Raw genomic sequence first — 19,443 nt, 5'->3', positions numbered from 1 at the left:
CGGAAGAACCTCTAGTATCATATTTACTAGAGGTTCTTCCTATTTTACTATTCTCTATCTTTTTCTACTTCTTTTTTCTCATCTTCTACTACAGATACGACAGGTTTATCATTTGATAGTTGCTGCACAGCACCTTTTCCAGCGAATCCTTCTAGTAATTCTTTTAAATCAATACCAGAAGAAGCTTTTAAAGTTTCTTGCATTGTTGCCATTAAATCTGTCGCATACCCTGCAACTTTCCCGGCGCCGCTATTCTTGCCACCGCCGCCTGTATCAACGACTGTAATTTTATCAATGTTGCTAAGTGGACTCGCAACTTCTTTCGCATAACTTGGAAGCATTTTAAGGACCATATCCATAATCGCGGCTTGCCCATATAATTCAAATGCTTCTGCAATTTTTTGTTTCGCTTCTGCTTCTGCTAAACCTTTTAACCTAATAACATCTGCTTCCGCTGTACCTTGTGCCTTTTGTACTTCTGCCTTCGCCTGACCTTGTGCTTTTTCAATTTCTGCTTTTGCTAAACCTTCCACACGAACTTCTTCTGCACGTGCTCTTGCTTCTGCTTCAATTTTATATTGATCCGCATCTGCTTTTTTCATTTGTTTTACTTTTTCCGCTTCAGCTGATTGTTCAACAGCATAGCGATCTGCATCTGCCTTTTTCTTTACTTCTGCATCATATTGCTTTTCACGACGTGCAATCTCTTTTTCTTCTAACTCAATTTGCTTTTCACGCTCAATGATTTTAACCCGCATTTGCTCTTCTGTAACACCTTGTTGCGCTTTCGCCTGTTGTAATTCGTAAGAAAGATCCGCATCTGCACGAGCTTGTTCTTGGTCTCTCTTATAAGATTGCACTTTTAATTCCTTATGTTTTTCAGCTTCAGCGATTTGTGCATCACGTTGATATTCAGCTTCTTTCGCTTCTTTCTCAGCACGAGCTTTTTCAATTCGTGCCTCTTTTTCACGTTCTGCATTCGCAACTGTTGCATCACGCTTAACCATTGCAATTTGTGGCTGACCAAGTGCATCTAAGTACCCGTTTTTATCCATTATTTCTTTAATTGTAAAGGAAACGATGCGAAGACCCATCTTCTTTAAATCAGTCGAAGCTACTTCATGCACCTTTTGAGCAAATTGCTCTCTATTGCTATAAGCATCTTCCACTGTCATAGAAGATAAGATAGCCCGTAGATGCCCTTCTAAAACTTCCTTCGCTTCAACTTTTAACTCTTCTGTTTCTTTTCCTAAATATTGCTCAGCTGCTGTAGATACTTCTTCAATGGTAGAACCTACTTTAATAATAGAAACACCATTTACCGTAACAGGAACACCTTGCTTCGTATACGTATCACGCGTACCAACTTCTAATTTATAGTTTAATAAGCTAAGAGGCTCTCCTCTTTGCATAATTGGAACTACGAAAGTACCGCCACCACGAATAATTTTAATCTTCTTTCCATCATCAGTGGTAACAACATTTTTTCCACCACCAAGCCAGTTCCCTGTAACGATTAATGCTTCATCTGGGCCAACTGTACGATACTTCGTAATGAATACTAAAATGAGTAGAATTAAAATTGCGAGTAAAACTCCACCGATAATTAATGGAATCGTCATGTAAATTCCCCCTTATAATTTTGGTTTCTTTAAAGAATAAGCGATGTTCTGTACAAGCAAAACACCATCTTGAACTCCCTCGATAATAACTTCAGTTCCTTGTGGAATATCTTTTTTCCCAATTGTTTTAGCTAGAATTGCATTACTTCCAAATTGAGAGGAGATTAATACTTCACCAAACCCTTCTGTAGGAATTGTCGTAATGACTTCTCCCTTACAACCAATGAATTCATCCATACGTTGCACAGTGTTTTGTTCTGCCTCTGCAATCGGTTTTAAAATTAATATTTTCATTATGAAAACACCGATAAAGGATATAGCAAATGAGCCCCCAAAAATAATAATGCTATTAAAGGAAAATAAATATTCTCCTATATAACTAAGTCCACATAACATGGCGAAAAAACTAAGTAATAAAGTAACAACGGATACAGATCCGCCTCCAAAACTAAATATTGATTCAAATATATCTCCAAAGAAGATATAAATAACAGTGAGTATAGTAGCAATTATAAATCCGTATAAATAAATTGTTTCAAGTGGATAACCAAACAAGACCATTTCTTATCCCCCTTTCTTAAACAATCCTTTTTTGTTATGTGTATGCCCCACCTCTTTCAAAGATTATTAATCTTAATTTTCAGTTATTTATCCTTTAAAGAAAAACCTGTAAGACAGGTCTCTAAAAAAGAACAGGAGAAACCTATTGTGACAGGCTCCTCCTAGAAAATAACCGATATATTATATATCTATATAATATATTATTTTCCACAAAAAGTAAAGTAAAACATACATTGGAAGAACACTTATTTTACTGATAATGAGTACGTTCCATCACCATTATCATATTTATATACATACAAGTAATATTTGCCCGGTTTTGCATTGAATTTTGCTTCTATATGATTTCCATTGGCTTGACCGTAAGCTGCATAATTTTGCATATCTGATTCGTGGTGAAGCACCCATGTCATCCCAATTCCATATTCATTTAGAACAGAAATATCGATATCTTTCGCTGATGCCACATTAAATGTATAAACGTCCGTATGATCCCCACCAATAAGACTACCTTTAATAGTGGTATTTAGTCCGATACGATTTGCTTCATCTGGACGATTGTTTGGTTCGGATTCTATTAAACTCCCATCTTTAATCGTAACCGCTGTTTCACTTTTGCTTTCTTTTCCTTTATCATCTTTCACTGTTAATGTTGCTTTATATGTTCCTGCCTTTTCATATGCATGTAATGGATTAACTTCTGTGCTTGTATTCCCATCTCCAAAGTCCCATAAATAAGAAACGATTTTTCCATCTTCATCGTTTGAATCATCACTCTTAAATTGAATGCCTTCCTTTACAAGCCCATTGTATGGACCATTTATATTAACCGTCGGAGCTTTATTTTCTTCTTCATCTTTTGCAATACCATGGAAGACTACATCATATTCAAATTCATTTGAAGCATTCACACGATAATTGACGAAGTATGCTGTAACAGTTTTGTAGCCACTCCATTCTTTTTGCGCTAATTGTTCTAAAGCTTCATTTACTCTTTTACTCATTGCTTTCCAATCTTCTGATTCACCCTTCGTTACATTACCTGTATACGTACCTTCTAATGTAAATGTATTGAAGAATTGGGATGTATGCTTTGTCATTTTTGCATCTTTCATATGCAACGTATCGTTAATTTCTTTCTTTACTGCTGTTAATGCTTTTGGTGCATGTTCAGCTAAATAATCATCTGCTACTTCCGGCACATTGTACTTATCTTGATTATCAATTAACTGCTGCATATACTCTTGATACTCTTTATTTAATTTCGAATCTTTACTCAAAGTCTCACGATACGTATCATAATTTTTCACGTCATTCGCACGAATTAAATCTTGAATTTTATCAAATGTTTCAAATTGATGCGTATATAAGTAAGACTGCAATGCGAACGAGTAGTTATAGAAATCCCAAGAACCATATTTAGCAAATAGTGTACGCTCTGCTGTATAACGGCTTGCAGGATCAGATGATAAGCCACTAATTATGCTCTTTCTCGGTACAACGTTATTCGTACGAGTAGATCCCGCAAAAAATTCCGCATTCCCTTCTTGGAACCAAGTTAATCTTTCATTTTGATACATATCTCCTCTTCCAAATAAACCTGGAACCTCATATCTTCCTTGAAGATAATGAGTAAACTCATGACGGAATAACTCTTCTAAACTATAAATACTTTGTTCTGGCGTACGCTCATATGTAAAGAATGTGCCTGTCTCTTCAATATAAATTCCACCGTTGTTTGTTTCATATCCGTACAGTTGTCTATTTAGCTGATATTCATCTGGAGTGTTATAGATTACTATCGTTAATACATCGTCTGCATTACCTTGTTCTAAAGCTTTATCATTACCGATTACACGGTGATATTGCGCCTTTACTTCCTTTGCTGCCCAGTATAATCTCTTAATTTTTTCTTCTGATACTTTATCTCCTGTTTTAAATACAATAGATCCACCATCAAATGTATACGTTTTTGGTAAGTACTGCTGTTTTCCTTCTTCACGTATCTTTTCTAAATCTATCGTATTTCCGTTATAATCTTTCCCATTATAATTAGTTGTAATTTGTTCTACCGCAACAAAATAAGCTTCACTTAGACGTGGATACATATACATTGCTTGTGTTACAACTTCTAAGCCTTTATTTGGATTACTATGAAACTTTCCTAAACGACTAGCAAAATAAATTCCATTATTTATAAGCCACTTATTTTCTGATGTTACTTGATTTAGAAGAGCAATGCGATTAATCTCATTAATAAATCCATCTACTTTCCCATACCACATTGTATCTTTTGCTTCTTTACGAGTTTCAAATAAATAAGATTGCATATCATAATCGATGCCTTGCATAATATCGTATACTGCTTGTCCTTTCATACGATCACTAACATATGCAGCAAAATTATCGTTATACTGCTTTAAAATACTAGTTGCGTATTGAACCGTTTCAACATCACTTGAAGCATTACTAATTAATTTACCGTATGCAGATACTACTGCATCTTGCTCATTTGTTCCAAGCTTAAAATTTGGATTTTTTGCAATAGCTTTTAACGCTGGTAAACATTTGTCCTGAAAGCTTCTTTCATTTAAATCGCTTAATTCTTTATTATAAAATGCAAGGTAAAAAGCCGAACGTAATACTTCAGTAAATGTTTGAATTCCCTTTGAATCATCTTTCGTAAATGTACTACCTCTATGAGCTAATTCATCTATAATTACTTGCATTCTTCCTTTGTCTTGATAGAAAGCTTTTGCGTCTTCATTAAACTGGAATAAATCTGTAATTTGATTCCACTTAATACTCCCTAACGTTTCAATTAACTCTTGATGACTCATTTTGTTTAAATCAGCCATTGAATAGTTTTCTTTAACTTGTTTTCTTACTGAACTTTTCATAATAGGTGCTGGACGTTGTGAAAAGTCTCCTACTTTTAAACGTTCTTGAAACGATAATGTTTCATCAACTTTCGAAGCATGTCCAATCTCATCTACTGTTTTTTCAATTCCGACCGGTTTCGATTTCAACACGTTATATGGTACTTTTTCTTCCGCTGACACATGAGTTTGAATTGCTCCTAACGATAGAGCCATTGTACTAATACTAAGCATCACTTTATTGAACTTTGATTTCTTGTTCACACTATTTCCTCCTATTTAAATATTCCATTCAAGAAGTTAACATATTATCCATATAAAATAATGTAAAATGCAATATTTCATATTATTTCTTTATACATTTTGACCATATAGTGAACGAACTTTTTGCATGATTGGGTAAATAAAGAGCTTGAAAAACTAGGTAAAGAAAACTTCCTCCACACGCTATATGACAAGCATTTAAAAGAAGAATTCGTGCCTCAAATTAGTCCTGAATCCGTTATTACTGAAAGTGGAAAAGTAAGTTAAAAAAACCCATTCGTATAAAATGTAATTTTCATACGAATGGGTTTTTTACTCTATTATATAGTGCTGTAAACATGACTTCTCTTCAAAACCTACTTTCTTATACAATTTCATAGCACTTTCATTATTCGTATTCAAACATAGTTCTATCTCTTCCATCCCTTGGAAGGAGAAAATATACTGAATTGCAGCTTGTAATAAACACTCTCCAACACCTTTTCTCCTACTATTTACAGCAGTTGCAATAAATTCTATATTTGCTTCATGAAACTGCGGATTTACTTCAACATATACATAACCTTCTAACTTATCATTCTCTTTACTTACAAATAATTTATTTGTATCACTTAATCGTTCAATAATTTCATTTCCTTCATAAATATATAAATCAAAATGTAATCATTCCTTGAATAAATGATAATTTTTCTCATTGTAGACTAAAAAATAAAAAGTTTACAAAAAAATTAACCCCTTTTAAGGGGTTATGCCATTTTCTCTCCGGATTCTTCTCTAAAAAAGCTTTTCATTGCATGAAATACATCTGCTTTTTGCTTTAAAATATAATATCTGAAATTCTCATCTTTAATATTTTTATATGCCGACATAAGCGTACTGTGGCGGTTGTACTGGTTCACTTCCCCATAACCAAACATATTACACTTCTTCATCAACTCTTCCACAAGCTTTACGCATCTAGCATTATCCGAAGTTAAATTATCACCGTCTGAAAAATGGAATGGATAAATATTATAGCGATCTGGTGAATATTTATTATCGATTAACTCAAGTGCTTTTTTATATACAGAAGAACATATTGTTCCGCCGCTCTCACCTTTTGAGAAAAACTCTTCTTCTGTGACGACTTTCGCTTCCGTATGATGTGCAATAAACTCAATATCAACTGTTTCATATTTTGTGCGTAAAAATCTTGTCATCCAAAAGAAGAAGCTACGTGCCATATACTTCTCCCATATTCCCATCGATCCACTCGTATCCATCATCGCTAATACAACAGCTTTCGAATCTGGCTTTAACACTTCATTCCAAGTACGGAACTTTAAATCTTCTTGGTGAATCGGATGGAAAGATGCTTTACCGCGCATTGCATTTCGTTTATATGCGGATATCATCGTTCGTTTCTTATCAATATTTCCCCATAATCCTGTTTTTCTAATATCATTAAATTCAATGTGCTCAATTCGGTTTTCATCCATTTCTTTTCGCTTTAAATTAGGTAGCTCTAACTCTTTGAAAAACGCTTGCTCTAATTCTAAAATTGAAACTTCCGCTTCATAATAATCTTCTCCAGCTGCATCTCCCGCTCCTTGCCCTTTTCCTGGTCCTTTCTGCTTTTGACCACCTGATCCATCTCTCGCAACGACATCCCCAACTTTGCTATCACCGTTTCCTTGCCCTACATGTTTATTTTTATCATAATTATATCTAATCTTATATTCATCTAAAGAACGAATCGGTATTTTCACAACATCCCTACCATTAGACATAACAATATTTTCTTCTGTTACAAGGTCTGGTAAATTATTTTTAATTGCTTCTTGTACTTTTTCCTGATGGCGTTGTTGGTCGTCATATCCTTTGCGATGGAGGGACCAGTTTTCCTGTGAAATCGTATAGTTTGGTTGATTTTCTTCGCCCATGCCTTTCCCTCCTTACTGTATTTTTCTTTCATATGAACAGCAATCTATAATTTTGTTTTCTAGTGTGCATAACTAGAATATTTGAAAAGTAACTGTTCATCGAAACTTACCCCATAAACATATCAATTATTTTTCGCACAATACTCCGAGCATCTTAAACAAAATTTTGCCACTCACATAATAGAAAGAAACATTCAGCCGTTGATAAGAAAGAAACACAACTCATTGTTGCACACATCTCCGCTTTGCAACATATTGTATTGTGTTGGCTTTTTTCGTATGAATGGTTGGTTACTCTATCATATGCATATTGTAAAAATAATTGACAATAAATTCATGAAATTGCATCTTAATTTATTATATTTGGACAAGCTATGACACTTTTTACAAATATCAGTGGATAAAAAAACGCTGTCCCGAGAACAAGAGACAGCGTTTTTATTATCAGACTATCGATTTAACAAACTACCTACATAGCGTAACAGTTCATTTGCAGATGAAGAATTATAGCCATGCTCATCAATTAAGCGTGCAACAACATCATTGATTTTCTTAAGCTGATTTTCGTCCGGTGTTTTCGTTGATGTTGTAATTTTCACTATATCTTTTAAATCAGCAAATAGTTTTTTCTGAATCGCTTCACGAAGACGTTCGTGTGAATTATAATCAAAGCGTTTTCCTTTACGTGCATAAGCAGAAATACGAATTAAAATTTCTTCACGGAATGCTTTCTTAGCATTTTCTGAAATTCCAATTTGCTCTTCAATCGAACGCATAAGTTTTTCATCCGGGCTCATTTCTTCACCCGTTAACGGATCACGTAATTTTGATTTATTGCAGTACGCTTCGACGTTATCTAAGTAATTATCCATAAGTGTCTTAGCTGATTCTTCGTATGAATAAACAAACGCTTTTTGTACTTCTTTCTTAGCAATTTCATCGTATTCTTTTCTCGCTAATGAGATGAAATTCATATAACGCTCTCGATCTTCATTACTAATCGATGGATGCTGATCCAACCCATCTTTTAAAGATCTAAGTACATCTAACGCGTTAATAGATGGTACCTCTTTTCGAATAATTGTAGAAGAAATTCGGTTAATGACATATCGAGGATCAATACCCTTCATACCTTCATCTTGATATTCGCGTTGCAGCTCCTCTACATCAATCGCATTATAACCTTCTACCGTTTCTCCATCATATAAACGCATCTTTTTAATTAAATCAATATCCGGACGCTTCGGATCTTTTAAACGAGTTAAAATAGTGAACATTGCTGCAACTCGAAGTGTATGTGGTGCAATGTGGACATTGGATACATCACTTTCACGAATCATTTTTTCATAAATATGTTCCTCTTCACTCACCCGTAAATTATATGGAACTGGCATTACAATAATTCGTGAATGCAATGCTTCATTTTTCTTATTTGCTATGAAGGAACGATACTCTGTTTCATTCGTATGCGCTACAATTAATTCATCTGCTGAAATAAGCGCAAATCTTCCTGCTTTGAAATTCCCTTCTTGCGTAAGCGATAATAAATGCCATAAAAATTTCTCATCACATTTTAACATTTCTTGGAATTCCATCATACCTCGGTTCGCCTTATTTAATTCTCCATCAAATCGATACGCACGTGGATCTGATTCTGAACCATATTCTGCAATTGTTGAAAAGTCTAGACTACCTGTTAAATCGGCAATATCTTGTGATTTTGGATCAGACGGACTAAATGTACCAATCCCTGTACGACGATCTTCAGAGAAGAAAATACGCTCTACAACTACATCCTCAATTCTCAATCCGTATTCTTGCTCTAGACGCATAACATTTAATGGTGATAAATTCCCTTCAATTCTTACTCCATACTCATCAAAGAAATCATCCCGTAAATGATGCGGAATTAAATGAAGTGGATCTTCATGCATCGGGCAGCCTTTTATTGCAAAAATCGCTCCACGATCTGTTCGTGAATATGTTTCTAATCCTCGTTTCAACATCGTAACTAGTGTTGATTTCCCTCCACTAACAGGACCCATTAATAATAAAATACGTTTTCTAACATCTAATCGTTTTGCAGATGGATGAAAATATTCTTCCACAAGGCGTTCTAAGGCATCCTCTAATCCAAATAGTTGATTACTAAAGAAGTTATATTTTCTTCTACCATCAACTTCTTCAATACCAGCATCTTTTATCATATTGTAAATGCGAGAGTGTGCTGTTTGAGCCACCCATGGTCTTTCTTTCACAAGCTCCAAATACTCCGCAAACGTACCTTCCCATTGTAAACGTTCTTCTGCTTCTCGATGCTGTTCAATTTTCTTTAGAATATCCATTATAGCTCCTCCCCCATCTCCTTGTTCAATCGGATTATTATAAAAGGTATGCTAGGATGTCCTTAAACATTCTTTAAATCAAAACGAAATATATAATAGCGCTATAAAATTCTCTCCAAAATTCAAAGAAAATTCTGTATAATAAAGGTATTAACGTTTTTAACTTGCTATTCATTTTTATTAAATTCTTTTCTTCTAAGAACCTTACATACATTTCGATTAATAAATAGAATTCGTCAACCGAAAAAGTAAGGAGGAAATTAGTATGAAGTTATTATTAATTTTAGGTGTATCAATTACATTTCTTACAGCTATTTTCACATCCGGTTATAACGATAAACCAGGTACACATAAAAAGTGATGTGCTTTTTAGCACATCACTTTTTTCTCGTTTTTTTAAATTATTTAAAATAAATATTTTCCACATCGCATATCGATAAAGGGCGATTATAATAATAACCCTGTACGAGTTTCACATTCTTCTCCTTTAAAAATTGTATTTGTTCCGCTTTCTCCACTCCTTCTGCAATTACATTTAATCCTAGAGTATGTGCTAAATGAATAATTGCAGCCGTAATATTCGTATCTCTTTCATCTTTATATATACCTTCCATAAAAGAACGATCAATTTTTAACGTATCAATTGGATATGTTTTTAAATAACTTAAAGATGAATATCCCGTTCCAAAATCATCTAAATGAATCTTTAAATTTTGTTCTTTTAACTGTAATAACACTCTTTTCGATAAATCTTTATGTATAAGGGCCCCTTCTGTAACTTCTATTGATAATAAATGAGGTGGCACATTGTACTTTTTTAAAGCTCGTGTAATCATCTCTATTAATGTAATAGAACGAAAATGTCTGGCCGAAATATTAACTGCAATCGGTACAACTTCATATCCTTTATTTAACCATTCACGTATTTGCTTACAAACTTGATGTACTACCCATTCATCAAGTTTAATAATAAACCCTGTTCTTTCAGCAAGTGGAATAAATTGATTTGGTGGGACGAGACCCAGCCCCTTATTCTCCCACCTTATTAGAGCTTCCATACTCGCTATCGTTTCTGTTTCAATATTGATTTGAGGTTGATAATATAGGAAAAATTCCTTTTTCTCTATAGCACGATGCAACTGGTTTTCTATTACAAACCTTTGTTCACGTTCACAATCTAATCCATTACAATAAAAATAATAATGCCCTTTTCCTTTTTCTTTTGCTTTCTCCAAAGCTGCGTCGACTCTTTGGAAAAGCATTTTTTCATCCACTCCATCTTTTGGGGCCATTACAATCCCAATTGATGCACTTAAATAAACATCCTCTTCCTCTATTACAAAATGCTCACTAATTTTCTTTAGTATAGTTTGTGCAACTTCCTCTACGCATTCTTTCGTTATATTTTCTATTAACATAACAAATTGATCATCGTGTTCTCTAAATAAGTGCATACCTTCTATTTGTTGGTTTCGTAAGTATTCCGTGACTTTTTTTAATACTTGATCTCCTTCTTTATGACCAAATGTATCATTAATTAGGTGAAATTCATCTAAATCTATAAAAACAAGAGCAAACTCTTTATTATCATTTAAAAGAACATTTAATTTATTTGTACATGAAATTCTATTCATTAGCCCTGTTAACTGATCATAGTAAGCCAAATATTCTGTTTTCATTTCATTTAATACTTGCATTGTAACGTCTCTCGTAACAATATATACCCCAACAATTTCACCATTCACAATAATCGGGATAGTTCTCACAGAAATATAAAGCTCATATCCTTCTTTATGAACATATTTCTTTGCAACGACTTGTTTTGCCCTTCCCTGTAAAGCCCCCTTAAATATAGCTTGAAAAGCTTCTTCATATTCCTTATTTATAAACTGAAAAACAAATTGATTACTTAGCTCTTCATATCTATATCCAAATATTTCATACGTTGCTGGATTTGCATATGTAATTCTCCCAATAGAGTCTACAGATATAATGGAATCATTATTATATTCTAGTAATGACTTAAATAACATTTGTTTTTCCTCTATTTCCACCTTTTCCTCAACCTGTGCTGTAATATCCCTAGTAATACAAATAATAAACTGGCATATTCCCTCCACATCGTATACTGGATTAAGTGAAGATTCATAATGGATATCACCAGTTGGTAAACTGATTACATCACAAAAAGTATGCGCTCTCGCTTCTCTCATTACTTTTACATATTGCCCTTGTAATATTCTCGCCGTACCTTCTGGCAGTACTTCTGCAAAAGTTTTTCCGTAACACTCTTCGCTTAGCCTAGCGTGATCCATCCCTATTTTATTCACATATATATATTTAAAAGTTTCATCATCAATAACTTTCACAATGAATACTAAATCTTGAATAGCATGTAACAATCCTTGTCTTATTAAATCCATATCTATCATACTTAAAAAGGTATTTTGACTGTTATATTTTTCTTTCATATTTATCTCAACCTGTCTTCTCTATTTTTATTCATATATCTCATTCTATATGAATATGTACCTTTTTTAAAATGTATGATTACATATTATTTTTATTTAAATAAAAAAGTCGCCAAATGGCGACTTTTAATAAACGATTTCTAAATCTAATCCTGGATAATTTTGTTGACGGAACGCTTCATAAATTAAAATTGCTGCTGTATTAGATAAATTTAATGAACGTACTTTATCCGTCATTGGAATACGTAAACAATGATCGAAGTTTTCTTCAATTACATTAGCTGGTAATCCATTTGTTTCTCTTCCAAACACGAAATAGTAATCCTTCTCACGTTTGCTATAATCAAATGCTGTATGAGCTTTCTCGCCATACTTTGTTAAATAGAAGAATTCACCATCTTTATTTTTCTCATAAAACTCTTCGATTGAATCATAATACGTAATTTTTACGTGCTGCCAATAATCTAATCCTGCACGCTTTAACATTTTGTCATCCGTTGAAAATCCAAGCGGTCTAATCAAATGTAATTCTGTTCCAGTTGCTGCACAAGTACGTGCAATATTTCCTGTATTTGCTGGAATTTCTGGTTGATATAAAACAACATGTACTCCCACGCGATATTCACCTCTATTTTTTGTCTACTACGTATTATACCACTTGAACGAAAAATCTCTACCCATTAATAATATGAAAGAATTTATATTTCATTTGTGGTGTGTATTTACTAGAGTCTTCATAATTCCAATAACGCCGACGGCTATTCGCTGAATGTGCATTTACAAGCGGCATCCCATCTGCATCTTTTGCTACTACAATCGTCGTATGATTCCACCTACCATCATCCTCGAAATCATAAACAATTACATCACCAAGAATAAGGTCTTCTGGCTTTTCTACTGCTTCTGCTCGAAGACCAGTTGTAGCGCCTGACAAATACCAATAAAACGAGTGTGCTACAGCCCAACTCCAACTCCACTGGTTTTCTCTTTGCCACCATCCTTTACGGATATTAGGATACCCGTTCATTGGTACTTCTCCAGTATGAAGACATTGCGAAATATAATTCGTACAATTATCAGGGAAATTACGATACGCAGGATTTCGATCATCCCACCAGCGCTCTGCATATTTTACTGCTTCTAAACGATTATATTGATATGAACCGTATTTTTCTTTCGTGACTTCCCGCTCTAACGTCTCGCCTATTCCACTCTCTTCTTGCACTTCAATAGCATAATCATCTATTATACGGCTATTGCTTAAACAGACTCGTCGTTTTAATTGTTCCTCTTCGATATAAAATAATTCTTTATGCTTAATTAAATATTTCAAGTGTATTTGATAATCAATTTCTTGATGCTCACTACTATTTAATTGTCTAATGAAAGAAATATCCGCAGTCGCTTTCACTATATCTGCACTACGTTTTTGAAACAATTGTTTCTTTCTCTGTACCATTTGTAATAAATCTTCTGCAATACCGTCCACATCGGTTCGTTTCTCTGTTATATATGCTAAAAACTGTTGCACTTGCTTTTCAACACTCGCTTTTACAACCATTCAGTCTCCCTCCCATATTACAATATGAAAAAGGGAGATATTATCTACTCTTTTTTCTGCGCTAACAATTCAAGCCCACGATTCATTTCATGAAGAACCTCTTCGTCCTTCTCGCGTCCCATCGCTTTTTCAATGGCTTCGCCTACTCCATCTCCACCAATTTTTCCAAGTGCCCATGCTGCTGTTCCGCGAAGTACTGGCCTTGGGTCATCTTTCATAACACCAATTAAATCAGGAATTGCTGCTGTTTCTTTAAAATGTGCAAGTGCTAAAATGGCATTTCGTTGCAATGGCTTTTTACCTCTCCATGAACCAGACATAATTCCATACTTCTCTTTAAAATCACGATTACTAATTGTTAAAAGCGGTGTTAATAACGGTTTAACTAACTCAGGATCTGGCTCCATTTCAGGATGGTTATGAAAATCCATTCCTTTATTTTTCGGACAAACAGTCTGACATGTATCACACCCATATATACGATTTCCTATTTTATCGCGATATTCTTCAGGCAGAAATCCTTTTGTCTGTGTTAAAAAGGCGATACATTTCTTCGAGTCTAACTGTCCACCTTGTATTAAAGCACCTGTAGGACAAATATCAATACATTTCGTACAACTTCCACACTGATCTTCTATTGGCTGATCAGGAGGAAATGGAACATTCGTAATCATTTCTCCTAAGTATACATACGAACCAAATTCAGGCGTAATAATAGCGCAGTTCTTACCACTCCACCCAATACCTGCACGCTCTGAAACAGCTCGATCACTTAGCTCACCTGTATCAACCATTGATTTCACTTCTATATCCGGAAGTTTTTCGATTAAATATGCCTCTAACTTTTGCAAACGATCTCGTAAAACAAGATGATAATCTTGTCCCCAAGAAGCACGACAAAAAATCCCACGTCGTTCTCCCCGCTTACTTAACGGTGCATTTTTTAATTTTGAAGGATATGCTAAAGCAATCGCAATAATCGATTTCGCACCAGGTAACAATAGCTGTGGATTAGTTCTCTTCTCTATGTCAGGCTCTTCGAATCCAGACTGATAATTTAATTGTTGTTGCTGGATTAGCCGCTGCTTTAATTCCTCAAATGGTGACGCACTGGCAAACCCTATTTTATCTATACCAATTGTTTTACTATACGCAATTACTTCTTGCTTTAATTGTTCAAAATCCATTCTTAATCGCCTCCTCCGATGAACCATCCCTTATGTAACGACTATATTGGTTAGCAATTCACTTTTGGAATAATATTCTTTACTTCTATTTTCGCATACAATTATGATTTTCAAACATTAAAAAACGCAATGCCTCGTTTATCTTGGAAACGAAACACTGCGTTGATCACAATTTATTAGAAAAACATTAAATAAAATTTGGAGCGGGTGAAGAGAATCGAACTCTCGACCAGAGCTTGGAAGGCTCTTGTTTTACCACTAAACTACACCCGCAAATATGAACTAAATATAAGATATTGAAATAACTTATGTAAAGTAGTATAGCATGTAAAAAAATACGAAGCAAGAATTTTATCGAAAAAAGTCGAAAAAGTGATGAGATACTCATCACTTTTTCAATTCTTTATCAATTGCCTTCTTCATACTATCGAAATCAGGGTTTGCAAGATTTCCATTTATATATACTGAAGGAGCACCTTGAACATTTAATTTTTTAGCACGATCTGAATCTTTACGTACTTTTTCTTTAATTTCTTTACTGTGTAAATCTTTTTTAAATTGCTCTACATTAATTTTTGGAAGCTTGTCTTGCACAATCTTAAGAAGTAATTCTTCTGTAATCCATTCTTCCGTATCTTTCTTTTGACTTTGATAAATCTCATCATAGAAAATCCAGAATGAATCTTTATCTTGTTTATAAATTGCTTCACCAGCAGCTGCACCTAAATCAGAATCTTTTCCGATAAATGGGAAGTTAACGAAATATAACTGTACTTTGCCTTTATCAATATATTCTTCTTTTAATCGTGGTAATACTGTTGCATCCCACGTACGACAAGCTGGGCATTTAAAGTCGCCAAATTCAACTACCTTAACTGGAGCATCATCTTTCCCTAAAGATTGTTGCGTAGAATAAGCAAACATCTCATTCCCTTTATCTTTTTTGTCATTTATGATGCTATACACAATCGTCCCGATTACAATCAATACTGCGATAGAAAAAACTATACCAAGAGCTATGAGTTTGTTTGATGATTTCATATACATTCCTCTTTAAATTCATATTCTGTATACATCATTGTACACAATACACATAATATCAATACTTTCATAGGTCACGCAATGAACACGCTCACATAAATTACAAAAACACAACAATTGTGACAATATTGTGTCGCCATTTGTCACATTTTATTCAAAAAAAGAAGCTCCTCTATAGGAACTTCTTTTAACTTACTGCTTTTTCACGGGCATTTTTTAACACGGACTGCTCTGTTTTTATATCATGACGAATTACCAATTTCTCACTAACTGCTTGCACATATTCATCATGTTTTATATATCCTTCTTTCTCCATTAGTCTTAAAACTACATTTCGTCTCTCTACTGCTTTATCATAATTTTGTGCAGGTGAGTAATAAGCTGGCGCTTTTACTACAGCAGCCATCATTGCACTCTCAGCCAACGTTAATTGATCCACCTTTTTACCGAAGTAAAGGTTTGCTGCTTTTTCAATTCCCCATGCACCTTCTCCGTAGTAAATATTACTCACATATAATTTTAAAATCTCATCTTTCGTGAATGTACGTTCAATTTTTTTCGTATAAAAAATCTCTTTCCACTTACGAGAAAATGTACGTTCATTAGATAAGAAAGCATTTTTAGATAACTGCTGTGTAATCGTGCTTCCTCCTTGCACAACACCACCAGCTTTTATATTTTCAATAGACGCTCGAATAATTGCTATATAGTCTAAACCATTATGATGATAAAATCTTTTATCTTCCGTCGCAATAAATGCGTGTGTTAATGATTCTGGCACCTCTAACTTAGCGGGTACTTGCAATTTACTAATATCACTTCGCTCAATCATTACATTTCCAATGAATAATAATGTACAACTTAACAATAATAATAAAATGATGGCTTTATAAAGAAATTTAGTTATTGGATTCAATGCAACTTTTTGATGATAGTTCACTCTAGATAATACTCGTTCTTTCATCTTGAACACCTCTTTTCCACACAGCATATATAACTCTTAACTTAAGAATACCTTGTTGTAAAAGAATATCCCATCGATTTCTCTTACACCTACCTTACAACATTGTAAGGTATAAAAATGTATTGTATCACAGTCCTTTTTTATCTACTACTCATATGAAATGTTGAATATACATTATTTCCCTCATTATTTGTAGGCGTAGTGTTTCCCTTAATAACCACTCAAAGTAAAGAGCTTAAGACAGCACTAAGTCCCTTATAAAAGCCTCTTAATATATACTTTATTCTTTTATTATATCAGCTGTAAATTTTTACTTTTAAACATCTAGCAATCTAATTATATACGATATATTATCATTATACAGAACAAACGTTCCTAAAATCAAGAATATCCTTCGTATTATCCCGCTATTTGCGGGCAGTAAGACTCCCCCTAAAAGCCCGATTGGTACGGGCTAATAATCAGTGGGGGATGAACACCCTCCACTGATTAAAGTTTCACTTTATCATTTTGACCTTTTTCTGAAACAGTATACATAAAGAAAAGGTTAGCAATTTGAGATGTCCTCAAATAACTAACCTAAACTTTACATTCTTCCTATAAGATTATACGGCTGAACCTCCCATGTTTCGTATGGAATGAAATGCGTTGCTTTCATCGCATCAAGTGTCCTTGATTTCATATGAGGACGCGTTATATACTCATCGATGTTCTCTTCGTTTAAAGCAACAAATTTGGCTTCTTTTATTTCTTCAGGTTGAATTTTTATTTCACCACTAACATATGCCACTTTAAAAACAACAGCTAAAATATGCATAGAAGCGTTATAATAAACCCCTGTAACTCCGATAGGCTTCACAGTTAAACCCGTTTCCTCCATTATCTCCCTACAAACAGCTTGATCGAGTGCTTCCCCTTCTTCTACCTGTCCTCCAGGCATTTCCCACGTATCGGCTCGCCAGTGCACTTTCGTTAAAAGTACCTCATTCTTCTCATTTGTCAAATAACCTGCTACGGCAACAATATGCTTTGGTGTTTTATGCTCCACATAAATACCTCCTAGAAATACGATTATTTCATATACAATCTATAACCATATTCCCTAACTACAACAAAACACCTTTAAAACTTTATCATCTTAATTAATTCAATAAAAAAGAGACCCATTTCGTTAAACGAAAGGGTCTTCTGTCTTATATTATTCTCCTAAGTCTACGTTGTGGTAAACTTGCTGTACATCTTCTAAATCTTCTAATGCATCAATCATTTTTTCAAATTGTACTTGAGCATCTTCAGGAAGTGTTACATCACTTTGTGCAAGCATTGTTAATTCTGCAACTGTAAATTCTTCAACACCAGCATCTTTAAGTGCAGATTGTACTGAATGGAATTGATCAGGTTCAGCATAAACAATGACAGAATCTTCTTCTTCAAGAATGTCACGCGCATCTACATCTGCTTCCATTAAAATTTCAAGAACTTCATCTGATGTTTTACCTTCAAGACCAATAACAGCTGTCGCATCAAACATGTAAGCTACAGAACCGTTTACGCCCATGTTACCACTGTTTTTGCTAAATGCAGCTCGTACATCTGCTGCAGTACGGTTTACGTTATTTGTAAGTGTATCCACAATTACCATAGATCCATTTGGTCCAAACCCTTCGTAACGAAGCTCATCGTAGTTTTCTTCTGAACCACCTTTTGCTTTTTCAATCGCACGATCAATAATGGTTCTTGGTACATTGTATGTTTTCGCACGCTCTAATACAACTCTTAGCGTTTGGTTTGATTCTGGATCTGGTTCACCTTGTTTTGCTGCCACATAAATTTCACGTCCAAATTTCGCGTATATACGGCTTGTATTTGCATCTTTTGATGCTTTTTTGTCTTTAATGTTGTTCCATTTACGGCCCATACTTTCCACTCTCTTTCCCGTTTTAAATCTACATAAAAATATTAATATGAAATATAATGTTTATTCAACACTTTTTTAAAATAAATGTAAAAAGTTCATTATTGATTCATATTACTGACATAATATAAATCACTATCATTTTGTTCATTCAACAAATTATATTATACATGAATTTCTAAGTTTATTACGAGTTTAACACTCAAATAACATCTTTTAACAACAAAAATAAAAAACTTCCTAAATAGAAGTTTTTTATTTCCCTTTATTTCTATTCAGGAAGATCTCCGAGGTTAGTTAATGCTCCAGTAACATTAGGTATGTCTAAAAAACAAAAAAGACTCTAACAATAATGTTAGAGCCTTTTTATCAAGTCACCGATACCGATGGTCGGGGTCGAACCGACACTCCCGAAGGAACACGATTTTGAGTCGTGCGCGTCTGCCAATTCCGCCACATCGGCACAATAATAAAGGCGGCAACCGGATTCGAACCGGTGGTAAAGGTTTTGCAGACCTCTGCCTTACCACTTGGCTATGCCGCCATATGAAATTTAAATGGAGCGGAAGACGGGATTCGAACCCGCGACCCCAACCTTGGCAAGGTTGTATTCTACCACTGAACTACTTCCGCAAAAATGGCTGGGCTAGCTGGATTCGAACCAGCGCATGACGGAGTCAAAGTCCGTTGCCTTACCGCTTGGCTATAGCC

The 19,443-nt window shown here is 34.4% G+C and carries 13 protein-coding genes, 4 tRNA genes and 1 pseudogene; all 18 read right to left on the bottom strand.

Annotated features, from left to right (window positions below; genetic code table 11):
* Positions 1 to 47: 47 nt before the first annotated feature.
* The 18 genes and pseudogenes from BAU28_RS01605 to BAU28_RS01520 all read right to left on the bottom strand — a co-directional run bounded on the left by BAU28_RS01605 (position 48) and on the right by BAU28_RS01520 (position 19,365).
* Complete coding sequence (locus BAU28_RS01605; RefSeq protein WP_071717516.1) at positions 48 to 1,622, bottom strand: flotillin family protein; 1,575 nt, start codon at positions 1,620 to 1,622, stop codon at positions 48 to 50.
* A gap of 12 nt (positions 1,623 to 1,634) precedes the next feature.
* Positions 1,635 to 2,183 (bottom strand): NfeD family protein, encoded by a 549-nt coding sequence (locus BAU28_RS01600; protein WP_048370623.1) that lies wholly within the window; start codon positions 2,181 to 2,183, stop codon positions 1,635 to 1,637.
* 245 nt (positions 2,184 to 2,428) lie between these two features.
* Positions 2,429 to 5,326: a collagenase ColA gene (gene colA, locus BAU28_RS01595; RefSeq protein ID WP_071717515.1), complete on the bottom strand. Its 2,898-nt coding sequence runs from the start codon at positions 5,324 to 5,326 to the stop codon at positions 2,429 to 2,431.
* Positions 5,327 to 5,638: 312 nt separating this feature from the next.
* Positions 5,639 to 5,968, bottom strand: a pseudogene (locus tag BAU28_RS01590) (GNAT family N-acetyltransferase); the annotation flags it as partial.
* Between the two features lie 104 nt (positions 5,969 to 6,072).
* Positions 6,073 to 7,248 (bottom strand): sporulation protein YhbH, encoded by a 1,176-nt coding sequence (yhbH, locus tag BAU28_RS01585; RefSeq protein ID WP_002174772.1) that lies wholly within the window; start codon positions 7,246 to 7,248, stop codon positions 6,073 to 6,075.
* A gap of 449 nt (positions 7,249 to 7,697) precedes the next feature.
* Entirely contained in the window at positions 7,698 to 9,593 is a 1,896-nt protein-coding gene (locus BAU28_RS01580; protein ID WP_025149731.1) for a PrkA family serine protein kinase, read from the bottom strand.
* A 401-nt stretch (positions 9,594 to 9,994) separates the two neighbouring features.
* On the bottom strand, positions 9,995 to 12,064 hold the full coding sequence (locus BAU28_RS01575) for a sensor domain-containing protein (RefSeq protein ID WP_071717514.1): 2,070 nt from the start codon (positions 12,062 to 12,064) through the stop codon (positions 9,995 to 9,997).
* Between the two features lie 126 nt (positions 12,065 to 12,190).
* The gene (gene trmL, locus BAU28_RS01570; protein ID WP_000538147.1) at positions 12,191 to 12,679 is read right to left on the bottom strand and encodes a tRNA (uridine(34)/cytosine(34)/5-carboxymethylaminomethyluridine(34)-2'-O)-methyltransferase TrmL; all 489 of its coding nucleotides are present in this window, start codon (positions 12,677 to 12,679) and stop codon (positions 12,191 to 12,193) included.
* Between the two features lie 58 nt (positions 12,680 to 12,737).
* Positions 12,738 to 13,625 carry an amidase domain-containing protein gene (locus BAU28_RS01565; protein ID WP_071717513.1) on the bottom strand — a complete coding sequence of 296 codons (888 nt, stop codon included), beginning with the start codon at positions 13,623 to 13,625 and terminating at the stop codon, positions 12,738 to 12,740.
* A gap of 44 nt (positions 13,626 to 13,669) precedes the next feature.
* A complete protein-coding gene (queG, locus tag BAU28_RS01560; RefSeq protein WP_002174768.1) occupies positions 13,670 to 14,812 on the bottom strand; it encodes a tRNA epoxyqueuosine(34) reductase QueG in 1,143 nt (380 codons plus the stop codon).
* Between the two features lie 199 nt (positions 14,813 to 15,011).
* Positions 15,012 to 15,085 (bottom strand) — tRNA-Gly (locus tag BAU28_RS01555).
* Positions 15,086 to 15,199: 114 nt separating this feature from the next.
* A complete protein-coding gene (locus tag BAU28_RS01550) occupies positions 15,200 to 15,853 on the bottom strand; it encodes a DsbA family protein (protein WP_071717512.1) in 654 nt (217 codons plus the stop codon).
* 187 nt (positions 15,854 to 16,040) lie between these two features.
* Positions 16,041 to 16,817, bottom strand: a complete 777-nt coding sequence (locus tag BAU28_RS01545) for a transglycosylase domain-containing protein (protein ID WP_071717511.1) — start codon at positions 16,815 to 16,817, stop codon at positions 16,041 to 16,043.
* A 586-nt stretch (positions 16,818 to 17,403) separates the two neighbouring features.
* Positions 17,404 to 17,865, bottom strand: a complete 462-nt coding sequence (locus tag BAU28_RS01540; RefSeq protein WP_071717510.1) for an NUDIX hydrolase — start codon at positions 17,863 to 17,865, stop codon at positions 17,404 to 17,406.
* Positions 17,866 to 18,015: 150 nt separating this feature from the next.
* Positions 18,016 to 18,735 carry a YebC/PmpR family DNA-binding transcriptional regulator gene (locus tag BAU28_RS01535; protein ID WP_002174764.1) on the bottom strand — a complete coding sequence of 240 codons (720 nt, stop codon included), beginning with the start codon at positions 18,733 to 18,735 and terminating at the stop codon, positions 18,016 to 18,018.
* A 378-nt stretch (positions 18,736 to 19,113) separates the two neighbouring features.
* A tRNA-Leu gene (locus BAU28_RS01530) sits at positions 19,114 to 19,195 on the bottom strand.
* A 10-nt stretch (positions 19,196 to 19,205) separates the two neighbouring features.
* Positions 19,206 to 19,276: transfer RNA gene (locus tag BAU28_RS01525), tRNA-Cys, on the bottom strand.
* Positions 19,277 to 19,290: 14 nt separating this feature from the next.
* Positions 19,291 to 19,365 (bottom strand) — tRNA-Gly (locus BAU28_RS01520).
* Positions 19,366 to 19,443: the final 78 nt, after the last annotated feature.

This window comes from Bacillus paramycoides, from assembly GCF_001884235.1.
Lineage (GTDB): Bacteria > Bacillota > Bacilli > Bacillales > Bacillaceae_G > Bacillus_A > Bacillus_A paramycoides.
Note: the sequence above shows the minus strand (reverse complement) of the source record. Positions and strands in the feature narration are given on the sequence as shown.